Annotated in this window: 13 protein-coding genes; 10 read left to right on the plus strand and 3 right to left on the minus strand. The window is 66.5% G+C overall.

Features of this window, described 5'->3' with window-relative positions:
• Positions 1 to 56: 56 nt before the first annotated feature.
• Positions 57 to 1,205 carry a LuxR family transcriptional regulator gene (locus KBA48_RS03335; RefSeq protein WP_292903572.1) on the minus strand — a complete coding sequence of 383 codons (1,149 nt, stop codon included), beginning with the start codon at positions 1,203 to 1,205 and terminating at the stop codon, positions 57 to 59.
• A 326-nt stretch (positions 1,206 to 1,531) separates the two neighbouring features.
• Here KBA48_RS03335 and KBA48_RS03340 point away from each other — a divergent pair, with 326 nt between their 5' ends.
• From KBA48_RS03340 to KBA48_RS03375, 8 genes are all read left to right on the plus strand, one after another.
• Positions 1,532 to 2,320: an SDR family oxidoreductase gene (locus tag KBA48_RS03340; protein WP_292903573.1), complete on the plus strand. Its 789-nt coding sequence runs from the start codon at positions 1,532 to 1,534 to the stop codon at positions 2,318 to 2,320.
• 37 nt (positions 2,321 to 2,357) lie between these two features.
• Positions 2,358 to 3,152: a glucose 1-dehydrogenase gene (locus tag KBA48_RS03345; protein WP_292903574.1), complete on the plus strand. Its 795-nt coding sequence runs from the start codon at positions 2,358 to 2,360 to the stop codon at positions 3,150 to 3,152.
• A 123-nt stretch (positions 3,153 to 3,275) separates the two neighbouring features.
• On the plus strand, positions 3,276 to 4,040 hold the full coding sequence (locus KBA48_RS03350; RefSeq protein WP_292903575.1) for an SDR family oxidoreductase: 765 nt from the start codon (positions 3,276 to 3,278) through the stop codon (positions 4,038 to 4,040).
• Entirely contained in the window at positions 4,037 to 5,041 is a 1,005-nt protein-coding gene (locus KBA48_RS03355; RefSeq protein ID WP_292903576.1) for a thiamine pyrophosphate-dependent dehydrogenase E1 component subunit alpha, read from the plus strand. The genes KBA48_RS03350 and KBA48_RS03355 overlap by 4 nt, the downstream gene beginning before the upstream one ends.
• Positions 5,042 to 5,058: 17 nt before the next feature.
• Positions 5,059 to 6,057, plus strand: coding sequence for an alpha-ketoacid dehydrogenase subunit beta (locus KBA48_RS03360; protein ID WP_292903577.1), 999 nt, complete (start codon positions 5,059 to 5,061; stop codon positions 6,055 to 6,057).
• Positions 6,054 to 6,293, plus strand: coding sequence for a lipoyl domain-containing protein (locus KBA48_RS03365; RefSeq protein ID WP_292903578.1), 240 nt, complete (start codon positions 6,054 to 6,056; stop codon positions 6,291 to 6,293). The genes KBA48_RS03360 and KBA48_RS03365 overlap by 4 nt, the downstream gene beginning before the upstream one ends.
• The gene (locus KBA48_RS03370; protein ID WP_292903579.1) at positions 6,290 to 6,964 is read left to right on the plus strand and encodes a 2-oxo acid dehydrogenase subunit E2; all 675 of its coding nucleotides are present in this window, start codon (positions 6,290 to 6,292) and stop codon (positions 6,962 to 6,964) included. The genes KBA48_RS03365 and KBA48_RS03370 overlap by 4 nt, the downstream gene beginning before the upstream one ends.
• Positions 6,933 to 7,655, plus strand: coding sequence for a hypothetical protein (locus KBA48_RS03375; protein WP_292903580.1), 723 nt, complete (start codon positions 6,933 to 6,935; stop codon positions 7,653 to 7,655). Before KBA48_RS03370 ends, KBA48_RS03375 begins: the two co-directional genes overlap by 32 nt.
• Here KBA48_RS03375 and KBA48_RS03380 read toward each other — a convergent pair.
• Complete coding sequence (locus tag KBA48_RS03380) at positions 7,650 to 8,288, minus strand: isochorismatase family protein (protein WP_292903581.1); 639 nt, start codon at positions 8,286 to 8,288, stop codon at positions 7,650 to 7,652. The two genes, KBA48_RS03375 and KBA48_RS03380, sit on opposite strands and share 6 nt — an antisense overlap.
• A gap of 2 nt (positions 8,289 to 8,290) precedes the next feature.
• Entirely contained in the window at positions 8,291 to 9,541 is a 1,251-nt protein-coding gene (locus tag KBA48_RS03385) for a CaiB/BaiF CoA-transferase family protein (protein WP_292903582.1), read from the minus strand.
• Between the two features lie 238 nt (positions 9,542 to 9,779).
• Here KBA48_RS03385 and KBA48_RS03390 point away from each other — a divergent pair, with 238 nt between their 5' ends.
• Both KBA48_RS03390 and KBA48_RS03395 read left to right on the plus strand, forming a co-directional pair.
• Positions 9,780 to 10,694 (plus strand): hydroxymethylglutaryl-CoA lyase, encoded by a 915-nt coding sequence (locus tag KBA48_RS03390; RefSeq protein ID WP_292903583.1) that lies wholly within the window; start codon positions 9,780 to 9,782, stop codon positions 10,692 to 10,694.
• Positions 10,695 to 10,755: 61 nt separating this feature from the next.
• The gene (locus KBA48_RS03395; RefSeq protein WP_292903584.1) at positions 10,756 to 12,813 is read left to right on the plus strand and encodes a hydantoinase/oxoprolinase family protein; all 2,058 of its coding nucleotides are present in this window, start codon (positions 10,756 to 10,758) and stop codon (positions 12,811 to 12,813) included.
• Positions 12,814 to 12,825 lie beyond the last annotated feature (12 nt).

Consider the following 12,825-nt stretch of genomic DNA (forward strand, 5'->3'; position numbering starts at 1 on the left):
AACCGACCTGACAACTGACCCGGCCGGGATGCCCCTTCCCCGGCCGGGGATTTTCCCTAGGCCATGCCGCGCGGCCCGCCGCGACCCGCCATCAATACCGACAGAAGCTGTGTCCGGCTGTTGACGCCCAGCTTGCCATAGATGGAGCGCAGGTGGTTCTCCACGGTGCGCGGGCTGATCGACAGGCGCCCGGCGATCGACGCGTTGCACAGGCCGGCGCCCAGCATCTCCACCACCTGCGTCTCCCGCTCCGTCAGGCCGGCGGCCACGCAGGCCTCCGCCAGCGACAGGCCGGCCGCCTGGTGGCGCATGGCGATGACGATCCGGTCGCCGTCGCGGCTGCTGCGCAGGCGCCGTGCCGTCACATCCAGTTGCCGGCGGGTGAGGCCATCGCCACCCGACAGGGGCGCCGTGAAGCACACTTCCTCCGGCAGAACGCCGGTGCGGCGCCAGGCAAAATCCATGCGGGTCCGCACCTCCTCCAGCAGGGAGTTCAGGGTGCCGCCCATCGAACTGTCGCCGATCACGCGGGGCGTGGCCTGACGCAGGATAAAATTCTCGTCGAACACGGCGACATCGACATCGCCCTCCTGCTGCACCAGCCCCTGGACCAGACCATCCGTATCGGCCAGCGCCGCCCGCAGACCCAGATTCTGCAGCGCCGCGTTCATGGCGGGAACCAGCGACCAGAAGGCGGAGATATCCCCTTCTGTGAACATGTCCTGCCCGTCGGTGCGGTGAAACCCGACACACATCACATGCCGGCCCGCCGCCTGTACCGGCACGCACAGGGCCAGCACGTCGGCAATGCCCGCCGGCTTCAGGAATTCATTGTAATAAAGCGTGCGGGAGAATTCCCCGATATCCACCGTCGATCCCAGATGCGCCACGCGCGGCCCATCCTCCCCCACCGGCCGGTCCAGCCAGCCGATACCGGTGCGGATCACGGGATCGTGGCGGAAGAAAGCGCGGTCGGCATAGGTGGAGGCGGAACGCGGCGTCGGCCCGACATAGGCGGCGCGCACGACGCGGCTGTCAGCCGTGGGGAACTTGCTGAACTGCATGAACACACTGCTCTCCGCCCGCAACAGGGTGGAGACGGGTTCAAGGATCGATGGCCGGATGCGGTCCATGCCGCCGCAGGCCAGGATGGAACTGTTGACACATCCGCCGGCCGCCACCGGCCCCAGATCATGGGCAAACATGGTCACCCTCCCTTTTGTCGGCCGCTTGGGGAAGGTCCCTGCCGCCGACCAACCGTCCGCCGCTTCCGATGGGTGGGGGACCGGCGGGAATAACCCATCCGGAGCCATTGCTGGCCCCCATCGTCGGCTGGTCGCACGGTAATGTTTTCTAATTATTTCCTGAATTTACCGGTGGTTCCGGCAATCGTCAACAAAGCCACGGCATGCGGGCGCATGTTTTTAAATTCCAGCGCGCATGATTTTCGGGCGCCATGTCATCCTGGGACAAGACAGACCCCTTTCGCCTGCCCATCCTGTCACCGGAAATCTGGCCAGGGGAGGAACCGATGGCACGAATGCAAGGAAAGGTGGCGCTGGTCACGGGGGCGGCGTCCGGCATCGGCCGGGCGACCTGTATCGCGCTGGCCCGCGAAGGGGCCCGCGTCGTGGTGGCCGACATCAACCAGACAGGGGGAGAAGAGACGGTGGCCCGCATCGGGGCCGATGCCGCCTTCTATCAGTATCTGGACGTGGCCGACGAACAGAGCTGGATCGACGCCATCGCCGCCGCGACCGCGCGGTTCGGCAAGCTGAACGTGCTGGCCAATGTGGCCGGCATCGGCAGCAGTTGCGATTTCGAGGCGACCAGCCTTGCCGACTGGAACCGCATGCTGGCCGTCAACCTGACCGGCGTGTTCCTGGGCTGCAAACAGGCGCTGGGCGCCATGGCCAGGGCGGGGGAACCGGGCGCCATCGTCAATGTCGCGTCGGTCGGGGCGCATATAGCGGGACCGGACATCGTCGCCTACTGCGCCAGCAAGGGCGGGGTGCGCATGCTGACCAAGGGCGTCGCCATGCATTGCGCAGCCAAGGGCCTGCCCATTCGCGCCAATTCGGTTAACCCGACCTTCGTGGACAGCGAGATGCTGGACCCCATCGCCAGCCTGTTCGGCGACCGCGATGTAATGCGCACCAGCATGGCGCGGCAGATCCCCATCGGCCGGATGGCCACGCCCGCCGACATCGCCAACGGCGTCCTGTTCCTGGCGTCGGACGAAGCGGCGATGGTCAGTGGTACCGAACTGTTCATCGACGGCGCCCAGACGGCGGGCTTTCCCTCGCAGCATTCGGGCTGAAACGCCCTATCATCAACGGATCATTACGGGAGGAACCATGAGCAACGGCAGGGTATCGGGCAAGGTCGCCATCGTCACGGGCGCCGCATCTGGGCTGGGCTACGCCATCGCCGCCATGCTGGCGCGCGAAGGGGCGGCGGTGACGCTGACCGACGTGAATGAAGCCGCCGGCAACGAGGCGGCCGCACGCATCGGCAACGGCGCCCGTTTCGTGCGACAGGATGTGGTGGAGGAAGCGGGCTGGAAGGCCCTGATCGCCGACATTGTGGCCCGCGATGGCGGTCTGCACATCCTGGTCAACAATGCCGGCATCGGCCTGTCGCCGGGCAAGCGCGACCCGGAACATGCGCCGCTGGAACAATGGCAGCGCATCAACAAGGTGAACGGCGAAGGTGTGTTCCTGGGCTGCAAATACGCCATCCCGGCGATGCGCGACAGCGGCGGCGGCTCCATCGTCAACCTGTCCTCCATCGCGGCCCTGGTGGCGACGCCATTCCTGACGGCCTATGGTTTCTCCAAGGCCGGGGTGGCGCAGCTCACCAAGTCGGTGGCGCTCTATTGCGCCCAGGGGCGCACGCGCATCCGCTGCAACTCCGTGCATCCCGGACAGATCTACACGCCGATGCTGGACAGCCTGTTCGACGAACTGTCGGCCGACCATGGCATCACCCGGGACCAGGCGAAGGAGGCTTTCCTGACCAAGATCCCCATGGGCGAATTCGGGGAACCCGACGACATCGCCCATGCCGTGCTGTACCTGGCCTCGGATGAGGCCAAGCACGTCACCGGCACCCAGCTTGTGGTCGATGGCGGGATGAATTTGAACCCGTAGGCGGACGGGGCCGCCGCCCCCCTGTTCCCTGACCGACAAACTATCCGCCCCTGCCCGACAAGCCGATTTCCCCCGTCCCGTCCATGATCCCGGCAACAAACAATGCGGGAGGAACGGGACCCCATGGCAAGGCGATTGGAAGGCAAGGTGGCGCTGGTCACCGGGGCCGCGCGCGGGATCGGGGCCGGCATCGCCGCCGCCTTCCGCGACGCGGGCGCCACCGTCTATGGTGGCGATCTGGGCGATGGTGACGGCGATGACCGGACCCTGCGCCTGGATGTGCGGCAGGAGGCGGACTGGCAGGCGGCCGAGCGGCAGATCCGTGAGCGTGAGGGGCGGCTGGACATCCTGGTCAACAATGCCGGGGTGGAACTGGTGCGGCCGCTGCCGGAGATCTCGCTGGAGGATTGGCGCCATGTCATGGCGGTCAATGTCGATGGCGTGTTCCTGGGCTGCCGCACCCTGCAGGGGCTGATGGCGGCCACCGGGTCGGCGGCCTCGACCGCATCGATCATCAATATCTCCTCCATCGCCGGCATCGTGGGCTATCCCGATCAGGCCGCCTACAACACCTCCAAGGGCGCCGTGCGGCACCTGACCAAGAGCCTGGCCATCGAATTTGCCAGCCATGGCCAGCCCATCCGCGTCAATTCCATCCATCCCGGCTGCATCCGCACGCCGATGCTGGAAGAGGCGGTGGCGGGCTGGACCAAACAGGGGCTGCTGAACCGCGACGATCCCTGGAAGGATGTCGGCGCCATGTGCCCCATGAACAAGGTGGGCAGCCCGCGCGACATCGCCATGGGTGCCGTCTATCTGGCGTCCGACGAGGCTGGTTTCGTGACCGGTATCGAACTGGTCATCGATGGCGGATGGGTGGCTCGATGAACGGCACGGGCAGCAATAATCACCCCCGGCTCTGGATGTATGAGCGGATGGTGAAAAGCCGGCATTTCGAGGATCTGATCAAGCCGGCCTATCTGGAGGGCAAGAAGCCCCTGTTCAACATGGCCAAGGGCCCCATTCCGGGCGAGATGCACTTGTCCGACGGGCAGGAACCCTGTGCCGTGGGTGTCTGTGCCCATCTGCGTCCCACCGACACGGTCACGGCCACCCACCGCCCCCATCATGTGGCGATCGCCAAGGGCGTGGACCTGGACGCCATGGCGGCGGAGATCTTCGGCAAGGAAACGGGTCTCTCCGGCGGGCGTGGCGGGCACATGCACCTGTTCGACCCAGGCGTTAATTTCTGCTGCTCCGGCATCATCGCCCAGGGGCTGGGCCCGGCGGTGGGGGCGGCGATGGCAGCGAAGCTTCGCGGCCGCGACGATGTCGCCGTCGCCTTTCTGGGTGATGGTGCCGCCAACCAGGGGGCGTTCCACGAGGCGCTCAACCTTGCCGCCATCTGGAAGGCACCGGTGATCTTCGTGATCGAGGATAATTGCTACGGCATCTCCGTGCCCAAGGCCGACTGCACCGCCGTGCCCCGCAATGCAGACCGCGCCGCCGCCTATGGCATGCCCGGCATCCATGTGCCCGGCAACGACCCCGACCTTGTGCATGAAGCGGCCGGAGAGGCCATCGCACGCGCCCGGCGTGGGGAGGGACCGAGTCTGATCGAGATCGAGACGACCCGTCTGGAAGGCCATTTCATGGGTGACGCCGAAGGCTACCGCCCACCGGGCGAGGTGGCACGGCTGCGGGCACAGGACCCGATCCCCGCCTATCGCCGCCGGCTGCTGGCCGACGGGTTCGAGGCGGGGGAACTGGACGCGCTGGAACAGGCCGCCAGGGCTGTGGTGGAAACCGCCTTCGCCCGCGCCCGCGCCGCCTGCCTGCCGGGACCCGAGCAGGCCTTCCTTCAGGTTTTTGTGGAAAGGGCCGTGTGATGCAGGCGACCCAGACAATGCGCAAACTGACAATCGCCAAGGCCATGGCGGAAGCCATCGGGCAGGAGATGGCGCGTGATCCCGACGTGCTGGTCATGGGAGAGGATATCGGCCGCCTGGGCGGGGTGTTCGGCAATACCGCCGGCCTGCTGGACCGTTTCGGGGCGGAGCGGGTGCGCGACACGCCCATTTCGGAAACCGGCTTCATCGGGGCCGCCGTGGGCATGGCGGCCGCGGGGTTGAAACCCGTGGTCGAACTGATGTTCGTGGATTTTTTCGGCGTCTGTATGGATGCCATCTACAATCTGGCCGCCAAGCAGAGCTATTTCAGCGGCGGGCGGGTGTCCTGTCCGATGGTGCTGATGACGTCTGTCGGCGGCGGCTATGGCGATGCGGGGCAGCATTCGCAATGCCTTTACGCCACCTTCGGGCATCTGCCGGGGCTGAAGGTGGTGATCCCGTCCAATGCCTATGACGCCAAGGGCCTGATGCTGGCCGCCATCCGCGACCCTAACCCCGTGATCTTCATGTATCACAAGGCGTTGCAGGGCATGGGCTGGCTGGGCACCGTCCCCGGTTCCATCACCCGCGTGCCGGAGGAAGAGTACGAAATCCCCATCGGCAAGGCTGCCATCGTGCGGGAGGGGACGGATATCACGCTGGTCTGGCTGGGCGTCACCGTCCACCACGCGCTGGATGCCGCCAAGGCGCTGGCAACGGATGGCATATCGGCGGAAGTGATCGACCTGCGCACCATCGCCCCCCTGGACCGGGACACGATCCGCCGGTCGGTGGCCAAGACGGGCCGGCTGCTGGTCATCGATGATGATTATCGAAGCTGCGGGGTGGCGGCGGAGGTGATCGCCAGCACCGTGGAGGCCGGCGTGCCCCTGAAGGCCCCGCCCCGGCGGCTGGCCTATCCCGACATCCCCGTCCCCTTCTCCCCCTCCCTGGAACACCATGTCCTGCCCAATGCGGAAATGGCCCTGGCCGCCGCACGCGAGATCCTGTCATGACACAGACCCCGATCCTGATCCCCGCCACGCTGTGGGATGATGACAGTCCCGGCGTGATTTCCACCTGGCTGTTCGACGATGGCGACACTGTCAGCGAAGGCGCCGTGGTGGCCGAACTGATGAACGAAAAGGTCGGTTTCGAGATCACGGCCCCCGTCAGCGGCACCCTGATCATCGAGGTGGCGGCCGAGACCGAAGTGATGCGGGGCCAGCGCATCGGGGCAGTGGCAGGATGAATATGCCCATCCCGCTGAAAGGCGTGCGCGGCGTCATCGCGGCGCGCATGATGGACAGCCTGCAGCATTCCGCGCAACTGACCTATCACGCCGAGGCCGACATTTCGATACTGCTGGGCCAACGTCAGGCATGGAAGGAACAGGGACAGAAGATCAGCGTGGAGGATTGTGTCATCCACGCACTGGTTCGCGTGCTGGCGGATTTCCCGCATTTCAACGGCACGCTGGAAGACGGGCTGTTCACGCCGTCTGCCACGCTGGACCTGTCCATCGCCATCACCACACCGGGCGGGTTGATGACGCCCGTGCTGCGCGACGCAGGCTCCCTGTCCCTGGTGCAGATCGCGGCGGCGCGGGCCGATCTGGTGTCCCGCGCCAATGCGGGCAAACTGGCCGTGTCGCAGATGAAGGGCGGCAGCTTCACCCTGTCCAACCTGGGCACGACACGGGTGCGTTTTTTCACCCCCATCCTGAACCGGCCACAGGTGGCGCTGCTGGGCCTGGGCCGGGTCGAACCCGTGCTGTTGCCCGACGCGACCGGTGGTGTGCGCGTGGCCCAGCGTCTGGGCCTGTCGCTGACGGCCGATCACCGGCTGCTGGACGGGTATCCGTGCGGCCAGTTCCTGGAGAGGCTTTGTCATGCTCTTGAGCGGTTCGAGGCGACTGTCTGACCTGGCCTGCCTGTTCGTGGCGGGGCTGGAACGGCATGTGGGCCGGCTGCGCCTGGAACGGCCGGCGGCGGATGTGCAGATGATGGTGGATGGCGACCTGACCCTTCTGGCCCGCCTGATGGGCGGGGGCCGGGCGGGTGAGCGGTGGCGCTGCTGGCAGAACCGGCATTGTCTGGTCGTGCCGCGCAACTGGTCGCGGTTGTCGGGGTTTCGCGACGCCGTGCTGGATTGCCCGCTGCCCGTGGCGTTGCGCGCATCGGGGGGCAGCGCCGTCGTGCATGGGCCGCACGTCCTGAATGTCAGCCTGGCCTGGCTGGCGCTGGAAAGTGATGGGGCGGGCATCCAGCAGGGCTATGCCCGCCTGACCGCCCCCCTGGTGGCGGCCCTGGCCGACATGGGGGTATCGGCCGGCCTGTCGCGGGTGACGGGCGCCCATTGCGACGGCCATTGCAATCTGGTGCATGAAGGGCGGAAACTGGCGGGCACGGCGGGATTGATCCGACCGGCGGGACCGCAGCGCGGCCTGCTGCTGCATGCCAGCCTGTCGCTGGGCCCCCGTGACGGGGACCTGGATATCATCATGGATTTTGAACGGCGGCTGGGCCGGGCGCCTGACTACCGGGCCGATGCCCACGCCACGCTGGCGGGGGCGTTGCGCGCCGCCGCCTTGCCCGACCCGGCAACCCTATGACAGGCCATTGGCCAGCCCCCGGATCGCTTCTTCAATCCCGATGACATCGGCATATTTGGCGTTCAGGTCGAACAGGTTCGCCTCATGCACCCGCGCGTCGCGGTCGCCCACGGCCTCGCGCACCACCAGCGGCACAAACCCGTGCTGACAGGCATCCAGGGCGGAGGCGCGGACACAGCCCGACGTGGACAGACCCGATATCAGCAGCGTGTCGATGCCGCTGGACGCAAGGGTGGAGGCCAGCGAGGTGCCGAAAAAGGCGCTGGCATATTGCTTGGTGATCACCACCTCCCCCGCTGCCGGTTCCAGCCCATCGGCGAAGGAGGCCCAGTGCGGGTGCAGACCGCGTTCGAAACAGGACAGGGCCTTCACCTTGCGGAAGAACACGCCGCCATCCACGCCGCCCGGCGTATAGGCGACATTGGTGTGCAGGACCGGAATGCCGGCGGCACGCGCGGCCAGCAGCAGGGTCACCGCCTGTTCCCGAACCTTTTCCACCCCGGCATAAAGCGGGCAGGCAGGGTCCAGATAGGCATTGACGAAATCGATAATCAGCAGGGCCGGGCGCCTGCCCCAGCCCAGCCGGTTCCCGAACCCCGCCTGCGCGTAATCGGCATTCAGGTCCTGCGCCATGGTCAGATGATCCCCGCTGCTTTCAGGTCAGCCAGACGGCTTTCATCCAGGCCCAGGATGCCACCCAGCACCTCCACCGTATGTTCACCCAGTTCCGGGCCGGGATGAACCACGCCGCCGGGCGTGTCGGACAGACGCGGGGCCACATTCTGCATGGCCAGCTTGCCGAACACCGGGTGGGCCACCTTGATGATGTTCTGCCGCGCCTGGAAATGCGGGTCCTGCATCATTTCCGGCGCGCGATAGATGCGGCCGGCGGGCACGCCATGCTTTTCCATCAGGTCCAGCAGGGGGCCGGATTCGACGGTGCGCGTCCAGTCGGAAATCAGATCATCCAGTTCCTGCTGCACCGCGCCGCGCGCCGAATGGGTGGCATAGCGGGGGTCCGCCGCCAGTTCCGGGCGGCCCATCGCCTCGGCCAGCCGCTTGAACACCGTGTCCTGGTTGGCGGCGATCAGGATCATCTGCCCGTCGCTGGCCGGATAGACATTGCTGGGCGCGACATTGGGCAGGATGGGGCCGGTCCGTTCACGCACATAGCCGGTCTGGTCATATTCGGTGACCAGGCTTTCCATCATGGCCAGCACCGCCTCGTAAATGGCGCTGTCCACCACCTGCCCCCGGCCCGTGCGCTCGCGCGCATGCACCGCCATCAGGGCGCCCAGCGCGGCATAGGTGGCGGCCAGGCTGTCGCCGATGGAAATGCCCATGCGCGAGGGGGCCGTGGACGGATCGCCCACCACATAGCGCAGGCCGCCCATGGCCTCCCCAATGGAACCATAGCCAGCCTGCGACGAATAGGGGCCGGTCTGGCCGAAACCGGTGACACGCACCATCACCAGCTTGGGGTTGATCTGCGACAGGACATCATAGCCCAGGCCCCAGCGCTCCATAGTGCCGGGGCGGAAATTCTCGATCAGGATATCGGACTTGGCGACCAGATCGCGCACGATCTGCTGCGCTGCCTTTTCACGCAGATTGAGGGTCACCGACTTCTTGTTGCGGGCGACGACGGGCCACCAGAGCGACTTGCCATGCGGCTTTTCCCGGCCCCATTCGCGCATCGGGTCGCCGCTGCCCGGCTGTTCCAGCTTGATCACCTCCGCCCCGAAATCCGCCAGAAGCTGACCGCAGAAGGGACCGGCCAGAAGCTGGCCCATTTCGATCACGCGCAGGTCCGTCAGGGGGCCCTGGCGCTTTGCCACCGTGCCTGTGCCGCCATTGGCGTCGATGCCCTGGTCCGTCACCATCATCTCCCGATCAATGTATACATTCGTTTTTGCGGGTCGTGCCGTCGGCGGGGATGGGCCGGACGGCTGGATTTCCGCTAAAGGAAGCACATATTAAGGCTCCATGGCAAGGGGTGGCGCATATGAAATCCGTCGATCAAAGCCTCTTGTCAGGCCTGCATCGGGCATGGTTGTATACATTGGACAGCGATCGGGGCATGTCCGGCCATGCGCCTGCCTGCCCGCAGCAAGGAAGAAGCGGATGCCTTCCCAGGTGGAAATCGTCGAGGTCAGCCCCCGCGACGGATTGCAGAACGAAGCCACCCAGGTCAGCACCGACCAGAAGGTGGAACTGATCACCCGCGCCATCGCGGCGGGCGCGAGGCGGATCGAGGTGACCAGCTTCGTCAACCCCAAGCGGGTGCCGCAGATGGCCGATGCCGAGGCGGTGCTGGCGGCCCTGCCCCGCGGCAACGGCGTGTCCTATATCGGGCTGGCCATGAACGGGCGCGGCTTTGACCGGGCGCTGGCCGCCGGCGTGACGGAGGTGAATTACGTCCTGGTGGCGTCCGACACGTTCAGCCAGCGCAATAACGGCGCCCCCACGATGGAGACGCTGACCGGCTGGGCGGAGGTGGCGGCGGCCGCGCGGGCCGCAAAGATGCCGACCAGCATCACCATCGGCGCCTCTTTCGGCTGCCCCTTCGAAGGCGAAGTGCCGGTGGAACGGGTGGTGGATGTGGCGCGGCGCGCGGCAGAGCATGGCGTGGACGAAATCGCCCTGGCCGACACGATCGGTGTGGCCAGCCCCGCCGATGTGGTGGAACGGTTCGCGGCGGTGGCCGCCGCCCTTCCCGGCATCCGCCTGCGCGGGCATTTCCACAATACCCGCAATACCGGCATCGCCAATGCCTATGCCGCCATCATGGCCGGTGTCGCTGTGCTGGACAGCTCGCTGGGCGGTATCGGCGGATGCCCCTTCGCGCCGGCCGCCACGGGCAACATCCCGACAGAGGATCTGGTCTACATGCTGAACCGCATGAAGATCGACACGGGCATCGACCTTGCCGGTGCCATCGCGGCCGCCGGCTGGCTGGAAGGCATCATCGGGCGCCGGAACCCGGCCATGCTGGGCCGGGCGGGCATCTTCCCGTCAGCGGCAAAGGCAGCAGCATAGCGGCGGGAACAATCCACGCCGCATCAAAAGCAGAAAAACATTCGGGAACAGGAGTTTTAGAATGGCTTACAGGCTGGGCGTGGACGTAGGCGGGACCTTCACGGACCTGCTGCTGATCGAGGATGAGACGGGCGAAACCTTCCGCGACAAGGTGCCCTCCACCCCGCACGACCCCTCCGTCGCCGTCGTCACCGGCACCCTGAAAATCTGCACCAAGGCGGGTATCGACCCGAAACATGTGCAGCTTTTTATGCATGGCACGACGGTCGCGACCAACACGGTCCTGACCAGCACGGGGGCACGCGTCGGTCTGGTAACCACCGACGGCTATCGCCAGGTTCTGCATATCGCACGCAGCTTTGTGCCCGGTGGTCTGGCCGGCTGGATCGTCTGGAACAAACCCCCGTTGACGGCGCCCCTGGAATGCACGGTGGAGGTGCCGGAACGTATCGGCGCCGATGGCTCGATCGTGACGCCCCTGGATGAGGTCGCCTTGCGCAGCGCCCTGGAGAAGCTGAAGGGCGAAGGGATCGAGGCCCTGACCATCGCCTTCATCAATGCCTATCGCAATGACGCGCATGAGGTGCGGGCTGGTCAGATCGCGCGGGAGGTCTTCCCCGACCTGCCCGTGTCCTTGTCGTCCGAAGTCCTGCCGGAAATGCAGGAATATGAACGCGCCCTGACCACGGTGGCCAATTCCTATGTCCGCCCGCGCGTCGCCCATTATGTGCGCAACCTGAAGGCCGAGCTGAACAAGGCCGGCATGAACGGGCAGATGAACCTGCTGCGCTCCGACGCCGGTCTGATGAGCTTTGAAAAGGCGCAGGACCATCCCGTCAATCTGCTGATGAGCGGGCCGGCCGGCGGTGTGGCGGGCGCGCTGTGGGTCTGCGGCAAGTCGGGCTTCAAGAACCTGCTGACCGTCGATGTCGGCGGCACGTCCACCGACGTGGCCCTGATCGAAAATGGGCAGCCGCGTCTGGCGCGGGAAACCGAATGCGGCGACCTGAAGGTGCGCGCCACCTCGCTGGATATCCGCACGGTGGGGGCCGGCGGCGGTTCTATCGCCTTTGTGCCGGACCTGACCAAGGCGCTGCGCGTGGGCCCGGCGTCGGCCGGGGCCGTGCCCGGTCCCGTCTGCTATTCCCGCGGCGGGGACAAGCCCACCGTGACCGACGCCAATGTCGTGCTGGGTTACCTGCCCGAGGAACTGTTGGGCGGCACCATGCGTCTGGACCGGCCGGCGGCGGCGGCGTCGGTGCAGAATATCGCCGATACGCTGGGCATCGGTCTGGCGGCGGCCGCCAACGGCATCTATTCCATCGCCAATGAGACGATGATGGGCGCCCTGCGCCTGATCTCCGTCCAGCAGGGCTACGACCCGCGCGATTTCGCGCTGGTGGCCTTTGGCGGGGCGGGGCCGCTGCATGCCAATGCGCTGGGCAAGCTGCTGGGCAGCTGGCCCGTCATCGTGCCGCCCAGCCCCGGCGTGCTCTGCGCCTTTGGCGATGCCACCACGCGCCTGCGCGCCGAACGCGCCAAGTCCGTGGGCAAGATTTTCGCCGATGTGACCAACGAAGACGTCGCCGCCCTGCTGGCCGATCTGCGCACCGCCGTGGCCAAGGAACTGCTGGCCGAGGGGGTGGCGGAAGCCGACCAGGAAATCAGCTTTGAGGCTGGGGTCCGCTATTCCGGTCAGGCGTTCGAGGTGTCACTGCCCGTGACGCTGGATGGGTTCGCCGAGGACGGGCTGGAGGCGCTGGCGGCATCCTTCGATAAGGAGCATGAGCGGCTTTTCACCTTCTGCCTGGACAGCGACCGCGAACTGGTGACCGTGCGCGCCACGGCCCTGGGCAAGGCGTCGGCCATCCGGCTGGAAAAGCTGCCCAAGGGCAATGGCGACCCGGCGGCGGCCAAGGTGCGCGACCATGCGATCTGGGCCGATGGCCAGGAACATCCGGCCGTCATCTATGACCGGGCCAAGCTGAAGGCCGGCGATTTCATCAAAGGTCCCGCCATTATCTGTGAGATGGACAGCACCACCGTGCTGCTGCCCGACCATGGGGCGGAGGTTGACGATTACGGGCTGATCCTGATCCGCCCGCTCGCCGCCGCCTGACGACACTTCTGG

The organism is Niveispirillum sp. (genome assembly GCF_017996735.1).
Lineage (GTDB): Bacteria > Pseudomonadota > Alphaproteobacteria > Azospirillales > Azospirillaceae > Niveispirillum.

Coding starts and splice junctions, on each gene's coding strand:
- KBA48_RS03365 (WP_292903578.1), top strand. CDS start 6,054: ATGACACAGACCCCGATCCTGATCCCCGCCACGCTGTGGGATGATGAC.
- KBA48_RS03350 (WP_292903575.1), top strand. CDS start 3,276: ATGGCAAGGCGATTGGAAGGCAAGGTGGCGCTGGTCACCGGGGCCGCG.
- KBA48_RS03385 (WP_292903582.1), bottom strand. CDS start 9,541: ATGATGGTGACGGACCAGGGCATCGACGCCAATGGCGGCACAGGCACG.
- KBA48_RS03390 (WP_292903583.1), top strand. CDS start 9,780: ATGCCTTCCCAGGTGGAAATCGTCGAGGTCAGCCCCCGCGACGGATTG.
- KBA48_RS03355 (WP_292903576.1), top strand. CDS start 4,037: ATGAACGGCACGGGCAGCAATAATCACCCCCGGCTCTGGATGTATGAG.
- KBA48_RS03335 (WP_292903572.1), bottom strand. CDS start 1,205: ATGTTTGCCCATGATCTGGGGCCGGTGGCGGCCGGCGGATGTGTCAAC.
- KBA48_RS03380 (WP_292903581.1), bottom strand. CDS start 8,288: ATGGCGCAGGACCTGAATGCCGATTACGCGCAGGCGGGGTTCGGGAAC.
- KBA48_RS03360 (WP_292903577.1), top strand. CDS start 5,059: ATGCGCAAACTGACAATCGCCAAGGCCATGGCGGAAGCCATCGGGCAG.
- KBA48_RS03340 (WP_292903573.1), top strand. CDS start 1,532: ATGGCACGAATGCAAGGAAAGGTGGCGCTGGTCACGGGGGCGGCGTCC.
- KBA48_RS03370 (WP_292903579.1), top strand. CDS start 6,290: ATGAATATGCCCATCCCGCTGAAAGGCGTGCGCGGCGTCATCGCGGCG.
- KBA48_RS03395 (WP_292903584.1), top strand. CDS start 10,756: ATGGCTTACAGGCTGGGCGTGGACGTAGGCGGGACCTTCACGGACCTG.
- KBA48_RS03375 (WP_292903580.1), top strand. CDS start 6,933: ATGCTCTTGAGCGGTTCGAGGCGACTGTCTGACCTGGCCTGCCTGTTC.
- KBA48_RS03345 (WP_292903574.1), top strand. CDS start 2,358: ATGAGCAACGGCAGGGTATCGGGCAAGGTCGCCATCGTCACGGGCGCC.